Here is a 22,950-nt window from a genome sequence, read left to right as displayed (position 1 = left end):
TTGTGAATAACGAGTCTGTGACATTACCTACCGTGGGCGAGGTTCTCGCCACCCCAACTCACCACGAACCCGATGACCGGGGCCATTGGGGAGAGTTCGGCGGTCGTTATGTACCCGAGGCCTTGATGGCCGTCATCGACGAGATTACCGATGCATGGAACAAGGCGAAGTCCGATCAGACTTATCTGGATCAGCTCGATGAGCTGCACCGGACATACACCGGCCGACCATCCCCACTGTATTTCGCTCCGAATTTCTCCTCGGAGGTGGGCGCGAAAGTGTGGCTCAAGCGTGAGGACTTGAATCACACCGGATCCCACAAGATCAACAACGTGCTGGGCCAGGTGCTGCTGGCCAAGCGCATGGGCAAGCGCCAGGTGATCGCGGAGACGGGCGCCGGCCAGCACGGTGTGGCCACCGCCACGGCGTGTGCGCTCCTAGACTTGGACTGCCGCATTTACATGGGCGAGGTAGACGCCAATCGCCAGGCGCTGAACATTGCGCGCATGCGCCTGCTGGGCGCCACGGTGGAGGTCGTGAAGATCGGTTCGCGCACGCTGAAGGACGCGATCAACGAGGCCATGCGTTACTGGGTTTCTCACGCGGATGACACGTACTACGCTTTCGGCACGGCCGCCGGTCCGCACCCGTTCCCGCAGATGGTCCGCGATCTGCAGCGCATCATCGGTGTGGAGGCTCGCCAGCAGATCCTGGACGAAACAGGAAAACTTCCGGATTCCGTCATCGCCTGCGTGGGTGGTGGCTCTAATGCCATTGGCTTGTTCCACCGTTTCATCAGCGATGAGGGCGTGAAGCTCATCGGTGCGGAAGCTGCTGGCGACGGAGTGGAGACCGGCCGCCATGCCGCACCCATTACCGTGGGCAGCAGGGGAGTGTTCCAGGGCGCCTATGCTGACCTGATGCAAAACGAGGACGGCCAGATCATCGAGTCCCACTCCATCTCTGCCGGCCTGGACTACCCCGGCGTGGGGCCGGAGCACTCCCGGCTGCACAGCGAGGGGCGGGCCGAGTACCTGCCCATCACGGACACGGAGGCGATGGATGCCTTCCGGCAGCTGTCCATGACGGAAGGGATCATCCCTGCCATCGAATCGGCGCACGCTGTGGCTGCGGCGGTGAAGGTGGCGAAGCGGGAGCCTGGAAGCACCATCATCGTTAATATTTCAGGCCGTGGCGATAAGGATGTGGCCACTGCCAATGAATGGTTCGGCCTGACAGAGGGAGAGGATCAGTAATGCCATCACGTCTAGCACAGGTTTTCCTCGATGCCCGCGCCGAGGGACGCGCTGCCTTCGTCGGTTATCTCCCCGCGGGTTTCCCCACCAACGAGCAATCCCGTGAGCTCATGACCGCGCTCGCGCGCCACGCCGATCTGGTGGAGGTGGGCATTCCTTTTTCCGATCCGATGATGGATGGACCGACCATTCAAGCTGCTGCGGATACTGCGCTGGATGCGGGTTTCCGCGTGAAGGATACCTTCGACGCCGTGCGCGCCGTCGTGGAGGCCGGCTCCAATGCAGTGGTGATGTCCTACTGGAATCCGATTCTGCAATATGGGCCGGAGAAGTTCGCCGAGGAGTTGGCCGCGGCCGGTGGCTTGGGAAGCATCATCCCGGACCTGCTGCCTGAAGAGGCGGACCGCTGGGCCGCGGCGTGCCAGAAGCATGATCTGTCGCCGGTGTACCTGGTGGCGCCGTCCACCACTGCGGAGCGGATGGTCACCACCGTGTCTGCCGGAGACGGATTCGTGTACGCCGCGTCCCACATGGGTGTGACGGGTGCGCAGGAGTCGGTGTCCAGCTCCGCTGAGGAGTTGGTCGCCCGCGTGCGCCAGGCGACGGATCTTCCGGTGGCCGTGGGCCTGGGCGTGCGCAACGGTGAGCAGGCCGCCAGCATCGCGGCCTTCGCCGATGGCGTGATTGTGGGCTCCGCCCTCATCCAGGCCGCGGACGAAGGTCACCTGGAGCAGCTCGCCGAAGAGCTGGCAGCGGGAGTGCGAAAGGGAGCCTAAGATGACCACGACTGTTCTCGCTGCGATTCCGTCCCCGCCGCAGGGTGTGTGGCACCTTGGTGGCTTCCCACTGCGCGCCTACGCTCTGTGCATCCTGACAGGGGTGGTGGTGGCCTACCTGTGGACTAAGAAGCGGTATCAGGAGCGCGGCGGCGATCCAGACGTGGTCATGGACGCCCTGCTGGTGGGCCTGCCCGCCGGCATTATCGGTGCCCGTGCGTATCACGTGCTCACCGATCACCAGAAGTACTTCGGCGAGGGGCGCAACCCGGCGGATATTTTCAAGATCACCAACGGGGGCCTCGGCATTTGGGGTGGCATTATTGTGGGCAGTCTCGCCGTGTATGCGCTGCTCAAGGTGAAGAAGGTGTCCGTGCCGATGTTCGCGGGTGCGGTGGCGCCCGCCCTTCCCGTGGCGCAGGCCATCGGGCGCCTGGGTAACTGGTTCAACCAGGAAATCTACGGCGGCCCTTCGGACAAGCCCTGGGCACTGGAGATTTATCGCCGCGTGGATGAGAACGGCTACACGGACCAGCTGGCGGGACGCTCCACCGGCGAGGTCATCGCGAGCGTTCAACCCACGTTCCTCTATGAACTCCTTTTCTGCCTCGCACTCGCAGCGTTCCTGGTCTGGGCGGAGAAGCGTTTCTCCCTGGAGGGGCACCGCCTGTTCATGCTCTACGTGGCGGGCTACACCCTGGGGCGTTTCTTCATCGAACTCCTGCGCACGGACGAGGCCACGCTCGTGTTCGGCAGCATCCGCATCAACTCTGTGGTGTCCGCGGTGATCTTCCTGAGCGCCGTGGCGTTGCTCGTGTGGACCGGCCGTAAGCAGCCCCGCGTGGCAGCGTCTCCGCAAAGGGAATAAGATGGGGCGGGTGACTAGAAGAACAAAGATCGTCTGTACTCTCGGCCCCGCGGTAGCGTCCAAGGATAAGATCCGTGGCCTGGTTGACGCGGGAATGAACGTCGCCCGTTTGAATTTTTCCCACGGCGAGCATGCTGACCATGAGCAGAATTACACGTGGGTACGCCAGGCGTCGGAAGAAACCGGCAGGGCAGTGGGAATCCTCGCCGATCTTCAGGGCCCCAAGATCCGCTTGGGGCGTTTTGCTGAGGGCGCCACGGTGTGGGCCACCGGCGAGACCATTCGCATTACCGTAGACGATATTCAGGGCACGCATGATCGTGTGTCCACCACCTACAAGCAGCTGGCGCGGGATGCCCGCCCGGGGGACCGCCTGCTGGTGGACGACGGCAAAGTTGCACTGGTGTGCAAGGAAGTCGATGGCAACGACGTGGTGTGCGAGGTCACCGAAGGTGGCCCCGTGTCCAACAACAAGGGCGTGTCTCTGCCGGGCATGAATATTTCCGTTCCTGCGCTGAGTGAGAAGGATATCCGCGATCTTCGCTTCGCCCTGAAGCTGGGCGTGGACTTCATCGCGTTGTCCTTTGTGCGTTCCCCCTCCGACGTGGAGCTGGTGTACGACATCATGGAGGAAGAGGGCCGCCGCGTTCCCGTGATCGCGAAGCTGGAAAAGCCGGAGGCCGTGGATGCCCTGGAGCCCGTCATTCTTGCCTTCGACGCTGTCATGGTCGCACGCGGCGACCTGGGCGTGGAAGTTCCGCTGGAGGACGTCCCCCTGGTGCAAAAGCGCGCCATCCAAATTGCCCGCGAGAATGCGAAGCCCGTGATCGTGGCCACCCAGATGCTGGATTCCATGATCGAGAACTCTCGCCCCACCCGTGCCGAGGCGTCCGATGTGGCTAACGCTGTGCTGGACGGCGCGGATGCCGTGATGCTTTCGGGTGAGACATCCGTGGGTAAGTATCCTCTCCAGACGGTGGAGACCATGGCGCGCATCGTGCAGGCTGCCGAGATCGACGGCGAGGTTCCGCCGCTGACGCACCGCCCACGCACTCGCCGCGGCGTGATCTCCTATGCCGCGAAGGACATCGGAGAGCGCCTCAACGCGAAGGCCCTGGTGGCGTTCACCTCCTCCGGCGATACGGCCAAGCGCGTGGCACGGCTGCGTTCGCATATCCCGATGGTGGTGTTCACCCCGAACGAGGAGGTGCGCCGCCAACTCGCCCTGACGTGGGGCGTGGAGACGTTCCACACCCCTGATGTGAAGTCCACGGACCAGATGATTGAGACCGTGGATAAGATGCTCCTGGCGCAGTCGGAGTACAAGCGCGACGACATGATGGTTGTGGTGGCCGGTTCCCCGCCGGGCATCCAGGGCAACACCAACATGATCCAGGTTCACCTGCTGGGTGCCGAGCGCAAGCGGATCTAACTTGGGCAGAAAAAAGAAAAAGTCGCTCTCCAGCCACCACGATGCCCCGGCCTTCGGGCAAAAAAAGCACAAGCATAAGTCCAAGTCCAAGCGCGTGCGCCTGGGGGAGCCCGGTGCTGTGGGGTCCACCAAGGAGCTGCACAAGGCCCGCCTCATTCTGGAGCACGGCCTCGTCAAGGACAAGTGCTGCCAGGATCGTCCTCGGTGCCTGAAGTGCCCCACGGTGGTGCATCGCCTCACGAAGAGGGATGCGCTTCAGCTGGATGAGGCGGCGTTTCGCCAGGCCCTCACCGAGGCCCGGCGGCGGTAACCTCGTCCTTCCACAGGTAGCTCAGCGTTGCGGCGATGGCCGCCTTTTCTGCTGCCTTGACCGAACCCGCCGTGGGGTGGAACAGCGGTGAGTGGTTCCCCGGAATGTCGGTGCCGGACTCCCACACCTCCTGCTCGGTCACGCCGACCGTCCAGAACAAATACGGCACGCCAAAGTGGCGGGGGATTTCCGAGAAATCCTCGGAGGCTGTCCACGGTTCGGCGTCGATGGATTTATCTCCAAACACCTCGTCGAAGATGGGGCGCACGTGGTAGAACACGTCGGCGTCGTTGTCCGTGAGCTCGCCGTGGGCGCTATAGGTGATGATGGGATCCTTCACGCACCCCGACGCCACGCACTCACCCCGAATGACCCTCTCGATGGCCGCGTAGGTCTTATCGCGCACGGCCGTGTCATAAAAGCGGCAGTTGAGAACCAGCGTGGCTGATTCTGGGATGGTGTTGTTCGTGTGCCCGGAGCTGAGCGTTCCCACCGTCACCACAGCGAAGTCAGACGGGGAGACTTCGCGGCCCACGATGCCCTGCAGGCGCACCACGATGAGGGCTGCCAGGTAGGTAGGGTCGATGGATTCGTGGGGCTGGGAGCCGTGCGCGGACTTGCCGAACAACTCGACGGTGATGGTGTCACACGCGGCGAGTACTGGCCCCGGGGCAGACATGATGGTCTCGGGCGCACCAGCCACGATGTGCTGACCGAGGCAGACCTCGGGGGTGGGGATCGCTTTGGCCAGACCGTCCGTGATCATGTTCGATGCGCCCTGGGTGACCTCCTCCGCCGGTTGGAACAGGGCGGTGAAGGTACCCGACCATACGTCACGACGTGCGTCGAGCACAGCACACAGGGCGATGAGTGCGGTGGTGTGGGCGTCGTGTCCACAGGCATGCATCACCCCGTCATGGGTGCTGGCGTAGGGCAGCCCTGTGTTCTCGGTGACCGGCAGCGCATCAAAATCGGCGCGCATAAGCACGTTCGGACCCTTGCCGTTGGTGAAGACAGCGGTGATCCCGTGGCCGCCGATACCGGTGGTGATCTGGCAGTCGAACTCGCGCAGCTTCTCGGTGATGAAGCGCGCGGTGTTCTCTTCCTGCAGGCTCAACTCCGGGTGGGCGTGCATCCATTCGTAGAAGTCCCGGGTCCAGCTCAAGTCCGGGAGATCATGGTTAATGAAATCAGAGATCTTAGCGGCAGTCATGACCCACAGTGTACGCCCGTGCTAGCGCACGGCCGGGTTGTACTTCAGAGAGTTCGGGCGGAAATCACATTCATCGCCCAGGCGAATACCCGGAGCCAGGCGGCCCTCTTCACGGGCCGTGGTGAGCGTGGCCAGCACCGCATCCTTGAGATCCATGGGGCTGGTGGTGTTGATGTAGATCTTCGTGCCGCCCTCGAAACCGGCCAGGGTGGAGACGCGCCACTTGATCACGATGCGCCACGGCATTGGCACATCCACATCCAGCGGGCGGTGTAGCCACTCCTCGTTGGTGGGGATCAGCGGGCCGGAGGCCACATGGCAGGCATGCACCAGATCCGCCATGGAATCCCGTTCCTCATCGCTCATCAGCCACGGCTCCGTGGTCGCAGATTTGGAGAACACCTCAAGAGTGGGCCAGCGGTGCCCGAAGCCGGCAAAAGCGATGGCATGGTCATTTTCCGCGATGACCAGGTTGTGGCGGGCCGCGTAGTCCACGGCCCACTCGTTGTACATGTTCGGGTTGGAGCGCACCTGGGCGATCTCCACCTCGTTTTGCAAGCCGTGCTCATCGATAGCCACCAACTGCTTATGCAGATGCTCTATGGACGCACCCGCAGGGGAAAGCCAGTTCTGGAACGCCGCGACGTAGCGCACATAGCGGTTCTGGCGGTAGAGCTGATCCATCCCATCCACAGTGAAGGCAATGAACAGACGGTGGTGCTGCCAACTCAACTCGCCGGAGCTGGCCAGCTGATCGGTGGTGGTGGCGCCGGGGATGTAGTGGTCCCGGGCGATGATCACATCGTGCCCACCGGCGAACAGCATGCGGGACTTCTCGTAGAGGGTCTGCATACGTCGGTCCTCGGTGAACTGAGCGTCAATCTCCTCGGCGGGCATGCCCTGGGTCTGCCACTTCTGGCGCAGAATGGACTCCACGTGATCCTGCCCCTCTGGGGTGGACAGGTAGTCGGTCATGTGCATGCCGGCGGAGGCATTCATCTGGTAGCCGTAGTTCAGCAGCCAGTAGTCATAGGTGAGAATCTCGTAGAGATTAGCCACACGGCGGAAGAGGGGATCGGTGGAGTGCAGCTCAGTGGTGGGAACACCGCGCACAATGCGGGGATCCCCATCCTCGTCAATGATGAGGCGCGCCTTTTCCGGCGGCGTGTCCAGCATGTTGTCCAGCCCAAACACGGACGCCGCGTCTCTGTTGGCGATCGGTTCGGCGGAGTTTTTGTGCTCCTCAATGATGTCTTTGGGGCGATCGCCGCGGCCGCGCACCGTCCACACCTCGGTACCGGAAAAAGGGTTGACCTGCTTGATCGTGCCGTCTGGCAGGGTCGTCAACGGGGGAACGGGCGCGGGACGCGAGGAATTTGAGCCAATCACACTAGGGATTCTAGTGCAGATATCGACCAAAAGGGACCTGTGTGTCACACTAATGTGCATGCCTACTATTAATTTCCGGACCCTTGCCACCGCCGAGGAGCACAACGCCATCGAACAGGACTTCCGATCGATGATTGCCGCCTTAGAAGGCGCCTTGGATGCCGACTTCACCGTGACCACGGGACTGGCCCCGGATCCGGAGCTGGTGGCGACGTGGGTCGAGCTCCACGGAGGGAGCGAAAGCGACGACTTGAGCGATCTCAGCGAGGACGATCCTGACGCGCAGCCCACCGGCGGGGAGCTCACGGTGACCGTGCGCGACTACACCATGGGATCCATTTCGGGGCTGACGATGAACTTCGCCGAGCTGCTCACCACACGCGAAAAAGACCCAGCGGAGCCGTTGCTACGCCAGGTCAAAGACGACGCCGGAACTCCACGTGTTCCCTGGCACGTGGAGGTACGGCCTTAGAGCAAGCTGGAGAGGAACTCCTTCGTACGCTCATGCTGAGGGTCGTTGATCACCTGCTCTGACGGCCCGTGCTCCACGATCACGCCACCATCCATGAAGGCCACTGTGTCCGCCACCTCGCGGGCAAAGCCCATCTCGTGGGTGACGACCAGCATGGTCATGCCGTCGTCGGCCAGGCGGCGCATGACGTTCAGTACTTCACCCACCAGCTCCGGGTCCAGGGCGGAGGTCGGCTCGTCGAAGAGCATCAGCTTCGGCCGCATCGCCAGGGCGCGCGCGATGGCCACGCGCTGCTGCTGTCCACCGGACAGCTGCACGGGGTAGGCGTCCGCCTTGTGCGCCAGCCCCACCTGTTCCAGGAGTTCCTGGGCGTGGGCGATGGCCTCGTCCTTGTTTTCTTTCCGCACTTGGATCGGTGCCTCGATGATGTTTTCCAACACCGTGCGGTGGGAGAAGAGGTTGAAGTGTTGAAACACCATGCCCACTTCCACACGCTGGGCTGCCGCGTCCTTCTCCGAGATTTCGTACAGGGTGCCGTTTTTCTCCCGGTAGCCGATGAGTTCCCCATCGACGTAGATGCGTCCCGCGGTGATCTTTTCCAGGTGGTTCACGCACCGCAACAGGGTGGACTTACCGGAACCAGACGGGCCGATGAGGCAGGTAACGGTGCCGGCGGGGACGTCGAGGTCGATGCCTTTGAGGATCTCCAGGCGACCGTATTTTTTCCACACGTTCTGGATGGAGATCATGGTGTCCGCAGAGGCGGCTGCGCTGCGGGATTCTGGTGCAGGGGTGGTGCTCACAGTCATGTCTCCTAGTTGTCGGTGTTCTTGTCGTTGACGGTCACGTTGCGGGGCAGTACTCCCTCGGCATCCGCGAGAGCTGCCAGCTGGCGGGAGGTCAGGTTCCGGGAGGAACCGCGTGCGAAATAGCGTTCCAAATAGAACTGGCCGACCATCAGTGCCGAGGTGATGACCAGGTACCACGTGGCGGCCACCAGCATGAGGGGCACTGGCTGGAACAGGCTGTTGGAGATGTCATTCGCGCGACCGAAAATCTCAGCCGTGTAGGGGATCGCGATGACAAGCGAGGTGGTCTTCAGCAGGGAGATGAATTCGTTGCCTGTCGGAGGAATGATGATGCGCATGGCCTGTGGCAGGACGGTCCGGCGCATGTTCTGCCACCACGTCATGCCGAGTGCCTTGGACGCCTCGGACTGGCCTTCGGGGACGGCCTGAATACCCGCGCGGACGATCTCAGCCATGTAGGCCGCTTCGTTCAAGCCCAGACCGATGATGGCCAGCAGGAACGTGTTGGCCAGCAGCTCCTGCAGGTCGAACTCGGTAACTCCCACATTGAGTACCTGGTAGATGGAACCTACAAGACCCCACAGCATCAGCTGCACGTACACCGGCGTGCCGCGGAAGATCCACAGGTATACCCATGCCACGCCGCCCAACACGGGGTTGGGCGACATGCGCAGAACCGCCACGATGGCGCCGACGATCAAGCCCAGCGCCATGGAGAAAATGGTCAGCAAAATGGTCTTCCAGGCTGCCACCAGCAAGCGAGTATCGAAGAGATATTGGAAGTAGGTATCCCAGTGGAAGGCCTCGTTGCGCGCCGAAGAAATGACGAAGAGTGCAGCCAGAACGAGCAGAATGGCCGCGGCGATCCAGCGTCCGGGGTGGCGCAGGGGAACGGCCTTGATTTCCTTAGGCATTTTCTTTGTATGCGGGGTCATGGGCGTGTCTTCTTTCGGCGAGGGGAGTGCGTGCGACGCGACGTCTGTGGTGCGGTGCTGACGGGGGAGGTGAAGGGCTGTGCATTGAAGGTCACTGCATCAATCTTCGCTTCTTCCAGCCCCCACGGAGCCATGATCTTGTCGTAGTCGCCTGTGTTCATCATGTGCTGCAGGGCTGCGGCGAGTGCTGGTCCCAGAGGATCATCCTTGTTTACAGCCCAGCCAAAGGGCGCTGTGTCGAAGGCCTTTCCCACTTGGACAAGCCGATCGTCGCTGCGCTTGACCGCGTAGGAGATGACGGGGGAGTCCGAGGAGAACGCCTGGGCACGCTTCAGAATCGTGGCTGTGGCCGCTGCATCGGCGGTGGGGTACACCATTTTCTTGATGGCGGGCTTGCCGTGCGCCACGCACTCGTCGGATTTCGACTGGACCTCATCCGTATCGGAGTAGGTACCCTGCTGCACGGCCACGGTCAAGCCGCAGGGGTTGTCTGGGTCAACTGCGCCCTCGTTGCCGGGCTGCGTCGCCCAGGCGATACCAGCGCTAACGAAGTCCACAAAGTCGTAGACCTTCTGACGTTCCTCGGTGTCTGTGAACGCGGAGGCGCCCACGTTAATGGTGCCGGCGGAAATGCCCGGAAGAATCAGGGTGAAGTCCGTCTGACGTACATCCACGTCCAGGTCCAGGATGGATCCCGCGGCTCGAATGAGGTCCATTTCAAAGCCGATGATCTGTCCGCTGGAGTCTTTGAATTCATTCGGTGCATACGGCGGGTTGGTTCCCACAATGATTTTTCCCTGCTTCCGAATCTTGTCGGGGACGAGGGCTGCGAGTTCTGGAACGGGCTCTGGGGCGATGCGGACCCAGCCTTCGGGGTTGCCCTGTTCTTCATTCGTGACGCATGCACCCAAGGTCAGTGCCATCGCACAGGCGAGGAGGCCTGCGCCAGCTGCTCGGGAGTAACGGTTCACCATGACGGGAAGTATAACCGAATACCTGTATATTATAGAAAGCGCTATGGCACCGCGTGTACACGTTTCCCACTTCGCCGAAGTCCCCTCACCGCTGGAGACCATCACCGTCGCGACTGATGGTCGTGCGCTGACGGGCTGCTGGTTTCAGGGGCAGACGTATTTCCCGATATTCGACGCCCAGCTGTGCGTCCCCGCGGCCTCCCATCCCATTCTGGCCCGCGTGGCGGAGGAACTCCGTGAGTATTTCGACGGTGGTTCTGTGGAGTGGACGGTGCCTCTGGCCCCGACGGGCACCGAGCTTCAACAACAGGTGTGGCAGCAGCTCCGCACCATCCCGCGGGGTGAGACGCGCACCTATGGCGAGATCGCCGCAGCGATTGGCCGGCCACGTGCCGCCCGTGCCGTGGGGCAGGCTGTGGGCCGCAACCCCCTCAGCATCGTGGTGCCCTGCCATCGAGTCGTCGGCGCGGATGGTGCTCTCACGGGCTATGCCGGTGGCATGGACCGCAAGATTCATCTTCTGCGCCTTGAGGGAGTACTGCCGTCGGCGTCGGTATGAATCGGAGGAAGCCCCTGAGCAGTAGTTCTCCATGCCCCGCGAGCTGCACGCTTGCGAAAAGACACTAAAAACATAGACGGGTGAGTGCTAAAGTAACTCCCTATGCGCACCTCCTTTAGTCTCTTTGAGCCTTCAGAAACCACGCACACGGCCACGTCGCGCGCGCATTCCCAGCCTGGCCCGTTGATTGATCTGGATACGTCCCCAGCTCAGTGGTCTCAGCCGGCTCAGATGCGTCGCTACATGATCCGCAGGGTTCCCGGCCTGGACGGATTGCGCGGCCTCGCGGTCGCCACGGTGATGATCTATCACTTTTTCGGCGACGTGCTTCCCGGAGGCTTCCTGGGTGTTGACCTGTTCTTCGTCCTCTCCGGATTTCTTATCACCTCCCTGCTGATTCGCGAGCACGCCGTGTACGGGCGCATCAGCCTCAAGCAGTTCTGGACCCGGCGCGTGCGCCGCATTCTCCCCGCAGCACTGACGGTGCTGCTGATCACCAGCGCCATCGTCGGCATGCTCGGGGGAGACCTGGCGGTGGGGCTCGGCAAGCAGTTCCTCGGCACGCTGTTCTTCGTGAACAACTGGGTGCAAATCGCCGATTCCCAGAGCTACTTCGCGGATTCCGGGGTGCAGATTTTCGCGCACTACTGGTCCCTGGCCGTGGAGGAGCAGTTCTACGTCATCTGGCCGCTCATTGTGGTGGGGCTGTTTGCCCTGGCACGCAAGGGGCATCGTCGCAGCGCCCCGCTGTTGGGGCTCTTCGCCGTGGTGGCTGGCGTGGCGTCTGCCGTGGCGATGGCCACGCTGTACTCCCCGGATGCCGACCCCACCCGTGTGTACTACGGCACGGACACCCACGCTTTCGGCCTGCTGATTGGTGTGACTGTGGCGGTGCTCCTGACGGATTCGCGCCGGGTGTTCGTGGACTCCTGGCCTCGGAAGCACTCGTTTGCCGCAGGCTCCGCTGGAACTGTGGGGCTCGTGGCGTTGGTCTTGTTCTTCTTGTTCCTCAAGGACACCTCGGCGGTGGCCTATCAAGGAGGCATTGTCGCGGCCAACATCGCCGGAGCCCTTGTTGTGTGGGCGGTCGTGAATGAATCCGGGCCGGCGTCGGTATTTTTCCGCGTGGCCCCGATGCGGTGGTTGGGTGATCGCTCCTTTTCCCTGTACCTGTGGCACTGGCCGGTGGTGAAGATTGCCGATCGCCTGATCGATACGGATCTGTGGTGGCTGCCGGGCGTGGTTGCCGTCGTGATTTCCCTGCCGCTGGCTGACCTGTCCTACCGCCTGATCGAAACTCCATTCCGACGCCGAGGTATCCGTGGCACGTTGTCCTCGTTGAAGGGCGGCTGGACCGTCGTCGCAGCAGTCGTGGTGCTGTGTGCTGTCGCGGGAACCGTGTATGGTGTGGCCACCGCTCCGCAGAAAACCCAGTTGGAGCAACAGTTGGAAGCCGCGGCGGCGCGTCAGACGAAGCCGGCGGAGAAGGCGGATATCGCAGCCCAATCGGTCTCTCGGACGATGCCGACGGGTGACCAGATCACGGGCATTGGTGACTCGGTGATGCTGGCCAGCACGGAGGGCCTGGAGGATCTCTTCCCAGGGATTTACGTGGACGGCGAAGTATCCCGTCACTACGTCGCGGTTCCGGACATTGTCAGCGCGATGGAGGCCAATCAGACTCTGGACAAGTTCGTGGTGCTGGGATTCGGCACCAACGGCGAGGCCTTCCCAGGCCAGCTCGATGAGATCATCGACCAGTTGGGACCCGACCGCGTGATTGTGCTGATGAGCCCCTACGGGCACAAGGAATGGCTCGATGGCGCGCGCGACCAGGTCTACGAATACGCCAGGAAGTACCCCAATGTGTATGTGGGCGACTTCTGCAACCTGGCCGCTGAGGATACGTCCGTGCTCATTGATGACAAGATCCACCCTGCGCCCGCAGGCCAGAAGGTCTACGCGCGGGCGGTGAAGCAAGCTCTGCAGCAATGGGTGGACGATGACAAGGTTATCCCTCAGAAGTGCGTGGGCTAGTGCGCTTGCCTGCGTATTGGATGACTGCGCCCAGCAGGATGACCACAACGAGTGAGGCAGCGAATAGTGGGGCGATGATCGAGTAGCCGATCAGTGCTGCGATCAGCGCGATGCGCACGCCCAGGGACGTCTGATTCCATCGGAAGGACGGAGCGAGCGTGCGGGCTGCGTTCTTCCGCACGCGCTGGAACCACATGATGTAGCCGATCACGATGGAGGCCATGAGCCCCAGCGCCAGGACTGCCAGCGCAATCTGGCTGTAGATGCCAAATAGGGTTCCCATGTGTAGCTGGATGGCCCACGTGGTCAGCCGTGCGGCGATCGGCCAGTCGGAGAACTTCAGGGTGTTGGCCACGGACATGGTGTCCGGGTTGATGGCCACGGCATCCGTGGAGAAGGAAAAGGGCTGGCGAGTTTCGTTCACGGTCCACAGCGCGCCGGGCTCCGCCGGGCTCTTAATGTCCAACACGCCGGTGAGGCCGGCCTGCCGGGCCACAGCATTAATGTGCTGGTAGATATCCTGAGAGGCGTGGGCGGCGTGGTGGTCGCCGTGTCCGACCTGTGCGCTTGAGGCTGCATGCTCAGCGTGCGCGTTCGCTGCGGCGGGATCTGGGGTGGTGTGGTCGCCGGCACCGTGATCGGTGTGCTCGGGTGCGGTGGCGGAGATGCTCGGGGTTTGCCACTGCAACTGCTCGCGCACCGCGGCGATGTTATCACCTGCGACCAGCGACCAGGACAGGCCAGACGCTCCCAGGAACAGCATGCCGAGTGCGATCCACACACCGATGGTGCTGTGCCGGCCCACGTTCTTCATACGGGCAGACTGTGCGCGCGTGGCGTTCTTCCTGGTTCGCTTGCGGGTGGTCCACCAGAGGAACAGGCCTGTGATCGCGAACGGGGCGAGCCACGAGGCTGCGATTTCGGCGTAGATGCGGCCGGGCTCGCCGAGCCAGAGGCTGCGGTGGCCTTGGGACAGCCACGTGCGGAAGGGCAGTGCTGCGGATCCTCCGTATTGCACGAGGTCGCCCTTAATGGCCAGCGATGCCGGATCGACGAACACGGCGTGTGTGTAGCTCTTGGAGGGCAGATCGGGATCTGCGAACAGCACTCTGGTGGTGGCCTTGGGGTTGTCACTGGACTGGACCCTGGCGATGTCCAGGTCGGGGTGCACGGCGCGTGCGGCGTCCACCTGCTTGTCCAACGATTGTGCTTGGCCGCCGTCGGCTGTCATCTCTTGGTGGTAGAGACCACGTTCGATGGTGGGGGCGAGGGCGTAAAAGAAGCCACTGAGCGCGGCTACGAACATTAATGGGGCAATGAAGATGCCACCCAGCGTATGAATCCTTCTAAATATAGACACAAACTATTAGTCGTGAAGAACCATAAAAGAGTTCCACAGTAGATAACTCACAGGGGAGTAGGGAACCCCCGCTCGAGGCTCGTACATGGTATTTATCTGCACGTTTGTAGCTTGTGACGGGGGTAAGGTAAAGTGTCCGCTATCGCCCTTGTAGCCCAATTGGCAGAGGCAACGGATTCAAAACCCGTCCAGTGTGAGTTCGAGTCTCACCAAGGGCACGCGAGAAAAACACCCCTTGACCCCTCAAGGGGTGTTTTTCAGTTCCTCAGCAATGATCCCCAGCGCCTCCTCCAGCTCGCTATCGCTCAAGTGGCCGAACCCAAGCACAATGCCTTCGTCAGCGTGGGCACCGCCCCAATAGTCGGCCAGGAGTGTCAGCCCCACGCCCCGCCGCCGGGCACGCGCGCGCAGCGACTCAGGATCGCGACACAGCAGCACCGCGTGGAGCCCACCGTTGATCGGCAACAACGTGACATCCGGTATTCCCTGAAAAGAGTTCGTGACTAGGTCGCGGCGGCGTCGGTAGGAACGGCGAACACGGCCCGTATGCCTGCGCAGAGCACCGCTGGCGAGGTAGGTGGCGAGGGCTTGTTGAGTGATGCTGGAGACTGGGCAGCGGAAGATGTCGCGGATCTGCTCCACGCGGGGCATGAGGGAGGCGGGGAAGACCACATAGCCGCAGCCGATGGAGGGGGAGATCACGGAGGAAAACGTGCCGAGCAGGATGGTGTGTTCGGGATCGAGGCTGGCTAGGGCGGGTAGGGGTTGGCCGAGATAGCGCAGTTCGGAGTCGAAGTCGTCTTCGATGAGCCAGCGTTCGTTGTCGCGTGCCCAGGCCACGAGTTCGGTGCGCCGGGTGGCGGACATGGATGTGCCGTAGGGGTATTGGTGGCTGGGGGTGGCGATGACGGCGTCCACGTGGGTGGTGGGGAGGGTGAGGCCGTCGCCGTCCGTGGGGATGTCCACCAGGGTGTGGCCGAGTGCCGTCGGGATTTGGCGCAGGCTGGGATACCCGGGTGATTCGACGCCCACTGTCAGGTTCGACGGCTGCGTTTTCAGGAATAGTTCCATGCCGTCGCGGGCACCTGCGGTGACGACGATGCGGGACGGGTCGATGGAAAAGCCGCGCATGTGGCGCAGGTGGTGGGAGATCTCGCGGCGCAGAGCCTCGAGGCCTAGGGGGCTGAAGAGGTCCGTGGGATTGGCGGCCGCGTCCCGCCATGCGGCGCGCCATTCGGGGGTGACGAGTCCGCGCGTGTCGGGCAGTCCGGGAGTGAGCTCGTTGAGGGGTTGCTCCGGGGGCGCGGGCAAGGGGTGATTGTGGGGGTGGAGCGGTTTGGGAGTGAGTGCGGGGTTGATGTGAGTTCCGGATCCGTGTCGTGCGACCAGGTAGCCCTCGGCGATGAGCTGGTCAAAGGCGGTGACGATGGTGCCGCGGCTTACCCCCAATTGTTCCGCGAGGATGCGGGTGGACGGGAGTTTTTCGCCGGGCTCTAGCAGCCCCTCGGCGACGAGCGAGCGGATACTGGCGCATATTTGCACTGGTAGGGGGCGTGCATCCGAGTGGTCCAGAACAATGTTCATAGACACACTCTAAGTGGTCTAATTCAATTGGTCTATAGTGGATCTTGTTCTATACCACTTGAAAGATGGATGATGGTGTCTATGACTGACGAGAAGACTAACAACCGTACCGGAACCACCCGCGTGAAGCGCGGCCTGGCAGACATGCTCAAGGGCGGCGTGATCATGGACGTGGTCAACGCCGAGCAGGCAAAGATCGCCGAAGACGCCGGCGCCTCCGCCGTCATGGCACTGGAGCGCGTCCCCGCCGACATCCGCGCGCAAGGTGGCGTGGCCCGCATGTCCGACCCAGACCTGATCGACGGCATCGTCAACGCCGTGTCCATCCCCGTGATGGCCAAGTCCCGCATCGGCCACTTCGTGGAAGCCCAGATCCTGGCAGAGCTGGGCGTGGACTTCATCGACGAGTCCGAGGTTCTGAGCCCAGCTGACTACACCCACCACATCAACAAGTGGGATTTTGACGTGCCGTTCGTCTGTGGTGCAACCAACTTGGGCGAGGCGCTGCGCCGCATCACCGAAGGTGCTGCCATGATCCGCTCCAAGGGTGAGGCCGGCACCGGTGACGTGTCCGAGGCTGTGCGCCACCTGCGCACCATCAAGTCCGAGATCGCTCGGATTCAGAAGCTGGATCGCGACGAGCTTTTCGTTGCTGCGAAGGAGCTGCAGGCGCCGTACGACCTGGTCGCCGAGGTTGCCGAGACCGGCAAGCTGCCCGTGGTCCTGTTCGTCGCCGGTGGTGTGGCCACCCCAGCTGACGCCGCCCTGGTGCGCCAGATGGGCGCCGAGGGTGTGTTCGTGGGCTCGGGCATCTTCAAGTCCGGAAACCCATCGGCTCGCGCGAAGGCTATCGTCAAGGCTGCGACCGCCTACGACGACGCTGCCGTGCTCGCCGAGGTCTCCCGCGGTCTGGGCGAGGCCATGGTGGGCATCAACGTCAACGACGTTCCCGCTCCACACCGCCTGGCAGAGCGTGGCTGGTAAACCGGTGCCTGCTGCGTCTCCTGACACGGCTCCCGTGATCGGTGTGCTTTCCCTGCAAGGTGGAGTAGAAGAACACCTGGCCATCTTGGAGCAACTCGGCGCGCACACGCGCCGAGTGCGGCTTCCCAAGGACCTAGATGGCCTGGACGGACTCATCCTGCCCGGCGGGGAATCCACCGTGTTCGACAAGCTGGCTCGAACCTTTGAGCTGGCGGAGCCGCTGACGGCCGCCATCGAGGGAGGGCTGCCCACCTTAGCCACGTGCGCCGGTTTGATTTATGCGGCCCGGGAGTTAGAGAACCCGGCGTCGGGACAACAGACATTGGGCGTGCTGAACGTGACGGTGCGGCGCAATGCCTTCGGTAGTCAGCGCAACTCCAGCGAGCGGACCCTCACTATCGACGGTGAGACGGTGGAGTCCAGTTTCATCCGCGCGCCGATCGTTACCGCGGTGGGCGGCGGCGTGGAGGTCCTCGCCTCGACTCAGGATGCGGATGGGGAGGACGTGATCGTGGCGGTACGCCAGGGGCACATCACGGCGGTGAGCTTTCACCCGGAGGAAAACGGGGAGACCACGCTGCACGTGGCGTGGCTGCGCGGCTGCCGCTCGTAGGTGGTGTTGCTTCTGGGGCAAGCGTGATGCAGGTCGTTGCTGTGCGTTACTCCAGGGCATCCAGCCACAGGTTTCGCCGCTTGCCGAGGACGCGTCTGAGATCGCGTGCTCGGCGAATATCGAAATCTGTGGCCTGGATGATTTTCTCTGCAGCTCCTTCAGTGGTTGCTAGGGAGCGATCCATCACCGTTCGGGCGGCCCGATCGCTCAAGCCGATTGAGTGGGTGAAACTGAGAAACTTTTTTCCGCTCAGGTTATCTGTGGCCCCGGCAACGCTTAAGGCCAACGTGTGATCGCCATAGGGGAGAGTACTGGGAATGTCATATACCGGAGCTAATTCAAATCCCTCGCCAGTGTTGATCACGGAGATATTTTTTGCGTGCATATCGCCGTTGCCCGTGAGCCATGCGAACGCCACGAGATAGGCAATTTTCTGGGCATCGAGTGCGCGGCGCCTGCTGACCGTGAGGATTGCGGAGGCAACGTCTTCCATGGTTGGGGAGTACTTTGCTGCCGGGGGAATATTCAATAATTGTGCAGAGTCCTCCACGGGGAACAAGGTGTCACCGTGTCTATCAAATCGGGTGACCAACAGCCCTGAGCGGCCGTGTTTGTCGTGGATGACCGTGGCTGAGGCGGCAGGGATCCATTTTTTCGCAGAACGGATCATCTCAAAGCAGGCCGATTCATTTTCGACGAGTTTCGGATATTCCGGTGGTGAGACTTTCAGGATATAGTCCACACCATCGGATACTGTGGGTGCGGCAATGGTGCGGGCCGAGGCTTTGTCCTGGACACCAGGTAGCGCCGAGGGATCCACAATACCGGCGCTGGATAGCGCCTCAGTGAAATCCAGGTCCTCGTTCATGGTGAGTTGTGCGCTGTGAGGGTGGGGACGTTGCCCCTGGGGGACCACTGCCACGTTGCCGATGGTGTTGGCGCCCACGTGAAGGAGCAAACCCAGCTCATCGTCCATGGAGACCTTGGAGTTTTTCTTCAAGGTAGACAGGCGCCGGCCCTCAGGAAGAAGGTTGGAGAAAAATGCAGGGAGAGCTCCGCCCGTGGTGACGGTGGCGTTGTCCCGCACGGGAAAGGTGGTCGCGACGGCCGGTCCACCGTGTGCCAAGGTTTCCTGATTGTAGAGAAATTCTGTGGTGCCATCGCTGTACGACGTGAGGTTCCCCACCAAGGCAGCGCCGACCCACACGTCGGCGCGATGGATGGCATGGTGCGCTGTGGTGCTGTTGTGGGGCAGGGAATTGCCCTGGGGCGGGGTGTTGTTGCTCATGAGTTGTGGCCCTGCGTGGCTAGCTGAAAGTGGTCCACATAGACCTGATTATGAGGAACCGGTTCCAGATCGAACCCTAGAACGGACAAGACGGCAATGGTCTTGTCTAACTGGGTTGTGTGCTTGCCGTTTTCCAGCTCCCGGATGAACCTCTCGGACACGTCTGCAAGGTCAGCCAGATCTCTTTGGGTGAGCTGTAGTTTCCGGCGTTGTTCGCGGGCGAAGATGCCGATCTCGGAAGCTTTCATGATGGCTCCTTTTCAAGGGCGCGTGGCGTTGGGATGAGTTGATCGGCACGAACGTGCTGATTTATCCATGATATACGGCCGTGTCGCTTCGGAGCAAGCATTTTCGGCATGATCGTGCCGAAAAAGGCGATAATGAGCTCGCGGTATGACTTACCCCTAGAACTTCGGCACGAACGTGCCGATTATGTGTGCTGTGGCCAGATCGCCTCATCCTGATGTCAGGGGCGACGTATAGAGTAGAGCTCATGACTGACAAGAAGCTGTTGCTCCTCGACGGCCACTCCCTGGCCTTCCGCGCGTTCTATGCACTTCCCGCACAAAACTTCTCCACCACGGGTGGCCAACACACGAACGCAGTCTATGGCTTCTTAGGGATGTTCCTGGGCCTCATGGAGCAGGAACAGCCCACCCACGTTGCCGCCGCATTCGACCTGTCCGGACCGACCTTCCGAGAGGAATCCTTCCCTGACTACAAGGCGCAGCGTCCCTCCACACCACCGGAGTTCAAAGGGCAGATTGACCTCATCCGAAAAACGCTGGAAACCCTCGGAATTGTGACTCTCGATAAGGAGTCCTATGAGGCAGACGATATTATCGCCACCCTTGCCACGCGGGGACATGAAGCAGGAATGAACACCCTCATTTGCACAGGTGACCGCGATTCTCTTCAACTGGTGACCGATGACGTGACCGTGCTCTACACACTGAAGGGTGTTTCCGAGCTGCACCGATTTACCCCTGCAGCCGTGGAAGAAAAGTATGGAGTCACGCCCGCTCAATATCCGGATTTGGCCGCGCTTCGAGGGGATACATCGGACAATATGCCAGGTGTGCCCGGCGTCGGACCAAAAACGGCGCAAAAATGGATCACGCAATACGGCAACTTGCAGGGGGTCATAGACAATATTGAGTCCATCGGCGGCAAAGTGGGTCAGTCTCTGCGCGATAATATCGACAATGTCACGCTTGCCCGCGACATTACGGAAATGGTGCGCGACCTGGATCTTGTTAAAGACCTCGATGAGCTGAAGCCTCAAGACATTGAGGCCGCAGATGCCCTCGAAGTCTTTGAGGAATTGCAGTTTGGCGCCAACCTTCGCACTCGAGCGTTTCGCACACTGGGAGTGGAATTTGATAACGCGGACGCCATTCCTATTACCCAAGAAGATATTGCCGAAGGAAAGCTCGCCGGATGGCTGAAAAAGCGTTCCTCCACGCCAATCTCGGTGGATATCAGCGGAGAAACGCTGGCGTTATTGGATCGCGATAACGTGGGCGTGGCCATTGACCTTGCTGAGATTTCCACCAAGGATCTTGATGCACTGCAACAGTGGCTGGATTCGGATTCCCCGAAATGGTTCCACGACACCAAATTGGCCTTTCACGCCTTAATCGACCAAGGCGTCATCACCGTGTCCCATCAGGACGACGCCGAGCAGACGTCCCTGATAGCCCCAGAGCAGATGAACGGCCTCGCAGGCGTGGAGCATGACACCTCCATCGCGGCATACTTGCTGCGACCGGATGTGCGCACTCACACATTGGAAGACGTTGTGCAGCGTCACGTGGGCCGAGAATTGAGTGAGGACGCTACAGGGCTGGAGCGTGCCCAGGCCATCGCAGAATTGGTGGGGGTGCTCGCGCCCGCGCTGCTGGAGGCCGGGGCGGATGAGCTCTATTACGACCTGGAAGTGCCACTGTGCCTGATTCTCGCGCGGATGGAAGCGACGGGAATCTCGGTCAATCGCTCCCATTTGGAGACATTGGCACAGGACTACGAGGATAAGGTTCAGCTGGCCGTGGATGCCGCTCGTGACGTGGCGGGAGTTCCCGACCTCAACCTGTCGAGCCCGAAGCAGCTGCAAAAGGTTCTCTTCGAGGATCTGGACCTTCCGAAAACGAAAAAGACAAAGACCGGATATTCCACGGCGGCCGCGGAACTGGAGAAACTCGCGGCGCAATCGGATCACCCATTCCTGGGCTATCTGATGCAGCACCGCGAGTATCTGAAGATGAAAAACACCATCGACGGATTGGTGAACGCCATTGAGGGCGATGGGCGCATCCACACCACTTTCAATCAAAAGGGTGCGGCCACGGGGCGCCTATCGTCCTCGGATCCCAACCTTCAAAACATTCCCGTTCGCACCGAGGCGGGGCGCATTATCCGTTCCTGCTTCGTGGTGGGCAATGGCTATGAGACGTTGTTGACGGCGGACTATTCCCAGATTGAAATGCGCGTGATGGCTCACCTGTCCGAAGACCGTGGTTTGATTGAGGCCTATCAATCCGGCGAGGACCTTCACAATTACGTGGGTTCCCGCGTATTCGATGTGCCCGTGGACGAAGTCACTCCCGATCTGCGCCGAAAAGTAAAGGCCCTGTCCTACGGCTTGGTGTACGGATTGTCCAGCTTTGGCCTCTCCCAACAGCTGTCCATTTCCACCGCAGAAGCCAAGCGCATCATGGATAACTACTTCGAGCGCTTTGGCGGTGTGAAGAAATATCTGGACCACGTAGTGGAGGTTGCCCGGGAGACCGGATACACGGAGACGATCTTTGGACGCCGGCGTTACCTACCGGAATTGAACTCCTCGAACAGGGTGGCGCGCGACAACGCAGAACGTGCAGCGCTGAACGCTCCCATCCAGGGCTCGGCGGCAGACATCATTAAGTTGGCCATGATCCGGGTGGATCGGGCACTGAACGACGGGGGATTCCGCTCCCGCGTGCTGCTACAAGTCCACGATGAATTGGTGGTGGAGGTAGCCCCAGGAGAGCTAGACGAGGTGCGCCAGCTTCTGCGTGAGCAGATGGATGGCGCCGCAGAGCTCCGCGTGCCGCTCGACGTGTCCGCCGGTGACGGCGAGAACTGGGATGCTGCCGGGCACTAGCCTTCTAGAGCAGGGGAGGTGCTGGCGTCGGCGTCGTCGGTGGATTTCTTCGCGCTAAAGGCACGCTCCAGACCCACCATGATGGCCACCGCAACGGCGCCTGCGAGGAACAGAGTGATCGCCAACCCGATGTCCTGAGAGGGTGCCTCAAGGTTGGCGCTCTCATCCTGCCACGGCCACAGGGCGCGCAGGGACCCGAACATGAGGCCGGCCATGACCACCAGCGTGATGTCGCGGTGGTCTTCCAGGAGTTTCTCCAAGATGCGCACGAAGGCGATGATGCCGGTGAGGGCGCCCAGGGCGAATACGCCGATGTAGACAAGGTCGCGCTCATGAACCGCGCCCATCGTAGCGCTGTAGAGACCCACGGCCAATAGGAAGAAGGAACCGGAAACGCCTGGCAGCACCAGAGCACAGATGGCTACAGCGGCCGCGAAGAATACGACGATGAGGCTGGGGTTGGACTGAGGCGCGCTGGTCACGCCGGTGAGGAGGAACGTGGCCACGGCGGCGAGGATGAACGCCACGATGGCGACGGGTAGGTTTCGCGAGACAGCTTCCTTGTTGATCATGGACAGTGGCACCACGAGGGAGACCAGAACCATGCCGAAGAACAGCGCGCGGGAGGCCACGGGCTGATCAGTGACGAACGCCTCCATCACCCCGGCCATGGATACCACAACTGCTGTCATGCCGACGAGGAGGGAGATAAGAAACAGCCAGTCTGCGCTCTTGAGTTTCTGGATTGCTGCAGAACGATCCTTGACCAGGAGCTTCAGTCCGTCGAGGACAAGATTTGCTTGGGCTAGGACTCTTTCGTATACGCCGGTGACAAGTGCAATGGTGCCTCCTGAAACCCCAGGAACGAGCTCAGCCATTCCGATCAGGGCACCGCGGATGATGTTAAGTAGGATGCTCATTGGCTACCACTATAAACAAAACCCCTCCA

21 protein-coding genes and 1 tRNA gene are annotated in these 22,950 nt (G+C 61.5%); 12 read left to right on the top strand and 10 right to left on the bottom strand.

What is annotated here, in order from left to right; translation table 11 throughout:
- Nucleotides 1–2 precede the first annotated feature (2 nt).
- The 5 genes from trpB to GC425_RS05875 are packed head-to-tail and all read left to right on the top strand — an operon-like array spanning nt 3 to nt 4,642.
- Entirely contained in the window at nt 3–1,256 is a 1,254-nt protein-coding gene (gene trpB / locus GC425_RS05895) for a tryptophan synthase subunit beta (RefSeq protein WP_151843123.1), read from the top strand.
- Entirely contained in the window at nt 1,256–2,032 is a 777-nt protein-coding gene (gene trpA / locus GC425_RS05890; RefSeq protein ID WP_151844348.1) for a tryptophan synthase subunit alpha, read from the top strand. Before trpB ends, trpA begins: the two co-directional genes overlap by 1 nt.
- A gap of 1 nt (nt 2,033) precedes the next feature.
- Nucleotides 2,034–2,900, top strand: a complete 867-nt coding sequence (gene lgt / locus GC425_RS05885; protein WP_151844347.1) for a prolipoprotein diacylglyceryl transferase — start codon at nt 2,034–2,036, stop codon at nt 2,898–2,900.
- A gap of 10 nt (nt 2,901–2,910) precedes the next feature.
- Nucleotides 2,911–4,332 carry a pyruvate kinase gene (gene pyk / locus GC425_RS05880; RefSeq protein WP_192930400.1) on the top strand — a complete coding sequence of 474 codons (1,422 nt, stop codon included), beginning with the start codon at nt 2,911–2,913 and terminating at the stop codon, nt 4,330–4,332.
- A 1-nt stretch (nt 4,333) separates the two neighbouring features.
- Nucleotides 4,334–4,642, top strand: a complete 309-nt coding sequence (locus GC425_RS05875; protein ID WP_151844345.1) for a hypothetical protein — start codon at nt 4,334–4,336, stop codon at nt 4,640–4,642.
- On the opposite strand, the gene GC425_RS05870 is transcribed toward GC425_RS05875, so the two are convergent.
- Entirely contained in the window at nt 4,620–5,855 is a 1,236-nt protein-coding gene (locus GC425_RS05870; protein WP_151844344.1) for an amidohydrolase, read from the bottom strand. The two genes, GC425_RS05875 and GC425_RS05870, sit on opposite strands and share 23 nt — an antisense overlap.
- Nucleotides 5,856–5,876: 21 nt before the next feature.
- Nucleotides 5,877–7,244, bottom strand: coding sequence for a DUF4921 family protein (locus GC425_RS05865; RefSeq protein ID WP_151844343.1), 1,368 nt, complete (start codon nt 7,242–7,244; stop codon nt 5,877–5,879).
- A 58-nt stretch (nt 7,245–7,302) separates the two neighbouring features.
- On the opposite strand from GC425_RS05865, the gene GC425_RS05860 reads away from it, so the two are divergent.
- On the top strand, nt 7,303–7,716 hold the full coding sequence (locus tag GC425_RS05860; RefSeq protein WP_151844342.1) for a hypothetical protein: 414 nt from the start codon (nt 7,303–7,305) through the stop codon (nt 7,714–7,716).
- Here GC425_RS05860 and GC425_RS05855 read toward each other — a convergent pair.
- The 3 genes from GC425_RS05855 to GC425_RS05845 form a co-directional block, all read right to left on the bottom strand.
- Complete coding sequence (locus GC425_RS05855; RefSeq protein WP_151843182.1) at nt 7,713–8,465, bottom strand: amino acid ABC transporter ATP-binding protein; 753 nt, start codon at nt 8,463–8,465, stop codon at nt 7,713–7,715. The genes GC425_RS05860 and GC425_RS05855 overlap by 4 nt on opposite strands.
- A 65-nt stretch (nt 8,466–8,530) precedes the next feature.
- Nucleotides 8,531–9,460 carry an amino acid ABC transporter permease gene (locus GC425_RS05850; RefSeq protein WP_151844341.1) on the bottom strand — a complete coding sequence of 310 codons (930 nt, stop codon included), beginning with the start codon at nt 9,458–9,460 and terminating at the stop codon, nt 8,531–8,533.
- Nucleotides 9,457–10,434 carry an ABC transporter substrate-binding protein gene (locus tag GC425_RS05845; RefSeq protein ID WP_151844340.1) on the bottom strand — a complete coding sequence of 326 codons (978 nt, stop codon included), beginning with the start codon at nt 10,432–10,434 and terminating at the stop codon, nt 9,457–9,459. Before GC425_RS05845 ends, GC425_RS05850 begins: the two co-directional genes overlap by 4 nt.
- A 43-nt stretch (nt 10,435–10,477) precedes the next feature.
- Between GC425_RS05845 and GC425_RS09895 the strand changes: the two genes are divergently transcribed.
- Together GC425_RS09895 and GC425_RS05835 are read left to right on the top strand one after the other, a co-directional pair.
- Nucleotides 10,478–10,993 carry a methylated-DNA--[protein]-cysteine S-methyltransferase gene (locus GC425_RS09895; protein ID WP_151844339.1) on the top strand — a complete coding sequence of 172 codons (516 nt, stop codon included), beginning with the start codon at nt 10,478–10,480 and terminating at the stop codon, nt 10,991–10,993.
- 102 nt (nt 10,994–11,095) lie between these two features.
- Nucleotides 11,096–13,030: an acyltransferase family protein gene (locus tag GC425_RS05835; protein ID WP_151844338.1), complete on the top strand. Its 1,935-nt coding sequence runs from the start codon at nt 11,096–11,098 to the stop codon at nt 13,028–13,030.
- Here the strand turns inward: GC425_RS05835 and GC425_RS05830 are convergent.
- Nucleotides 13,005–14,390: a PepSY domain-containing protein gene (locus GC425_RS05830; protein ID WP_231699741.1), complete on the bottom strand. Its 1,386-nt coding sequence runs from the start codon at nt 14,388–14,390 to the stop codon at nt 13,005–13,007. The two genes, GC425_RS05835 and GC425_RS05830, sit on opposite strands and share 26 nt — an antisense overlap.
- Nucleotides 14,391–14,534: 144 nt before the next feature.
- On the opposite strand from GC425_RS05830, the gene GC425_RS05825 reads away from it, so the two are divergent.
- Nucleotides 14,535–14,608, top strand: a tRNA-Leu gene (locus GC425_RS05825).
- Between the two features lie 25 nt (nt 14,609–14,633).
- Here the strand turns inward: GC425_RS05825 and GC425_RS05820 are convergent.
- On the bottom strand, nt 14,634–15,974 hold the full coding sequence (locus GC425_RS05820; protein WP_151844337.1) for a PLP-dependent aminotransferase family protein: 1,341 nt from the start codon (nt 15,972–15,974) through the stop codon (nt 14,634–14,636).
- 81 nt (nt 15,975–16,055) lie between these two features.
- Between GC425_RS05820 and pdxS the strand changes: the two genes are divergently transcribed.
- Together pdxS and pdxT are read left to right on the top strand one after the other, a co-directional pair.
- Complete coding sequence (pdxS, locus tag GC425_RS05815; protein ID WP_151843135.1) at nt 16,056–16,958, top strand: pyridoxal 5'-phosphate synthase lyase subunit PdxS; 903 nt, start codon at nt 16,056–16,058, stop codon at nt 16,956–16,958.
- Nucleotides 16,959–16,992: 34 nt separating this feature from the next.
- A complete protein-coding gene (gene pdxT / locus GC425_RS05810; protein WP_202879024.1) occupies nt 16,993–17,571 on the top strand; it encodes a pyridoxal 5'-phosphate synthase glutaminase subunit PdxT in 579 nt (192 codons plus the stop codon).
- 46 nt (nt 17,572–17,617) lie between these two features.
- Here the strand turns inward: pdxT and GC425_RS05805 are convergent, their stop codons facing one another.
- Both GC425_RS05805 and GC425_RS05800 read right to left on the bottom strand, forming a co-directional pair.
- Nucleotides 17,618–18,859 carry a type II toxin-antitoxin system HipA family toxin gene (locus tag GC425_RS05805; RefSeq protein ID WP_151844336.1) on the bottom strand — a complete coding sequence of 414 codons (1,242 nt, stop codon included), beginning with the start codon at nt 18,857–18,859 and terminating at the stop codon, nt 17,618–17,620.
- The gene (locus GC425_RS05800) at nt 18,856–19,107 is read right to left on the bottom strand and encodes a helix-turn-helix transcriptional regulator (RefSeq protein ID WP_151843138.1); all 252 of its coding nucleotides are present in this window, start codon (nt 19,105–19,107) and stop codon (nt 18,856–18,858) included. Before GC425_RS05800 ends, GC425_RS05805 begins: the two co-directional genes overlap by 4 nt.
- A 245-nt stretch (nt 19,108–19,352) precedes the next feature.
- Here GC425_RS05800 and polA point away from each other — a divergent pair, with 245 nt between their 5' ends.
- Entirely contained in the window at nt 19,353–22,001 is a 2,649-nt protein-coding gene (gene polA / locus GC425_RS05795; protein WP_151844335.1) for a DNA polymerase I, read from the top strand.
- Here polA and GC425_RS05790 read toward each other — a convergent pair.
- The gene (locus GC425_RS05790) at nt 21,998–22,921 is read right to left on the bottom strand and encodes a DUF368 domain-containing protein (protein WP_257822460.1); all 924 of its coding nucleotides are present in this window, start codon (nt 22,919–22,921) and stop codon (nt 21,998–22,000) included. The two genes, polA and GC425_RS05790, sit on opposite strands and share 4 nt — an antisense overlap.
- Nucleotides 22,922–22,950: the final 29 nt, after the last annotated feature.

It is taken from the genome of Corynebacterium sp. zg254 (assembly GCF_024701495.1).
Lineage (GTDB): Bacteria > Actinomycetota > Actinomycetes > Mycobacteriales > Mycobacteriaceae > Corynebacterium > Corynebacterium zhongnanshanii.
Note: the sequence above shows the minus strand (reverse complement) of the source record. Positions and strands in the feature narration are given on the sequence as shown.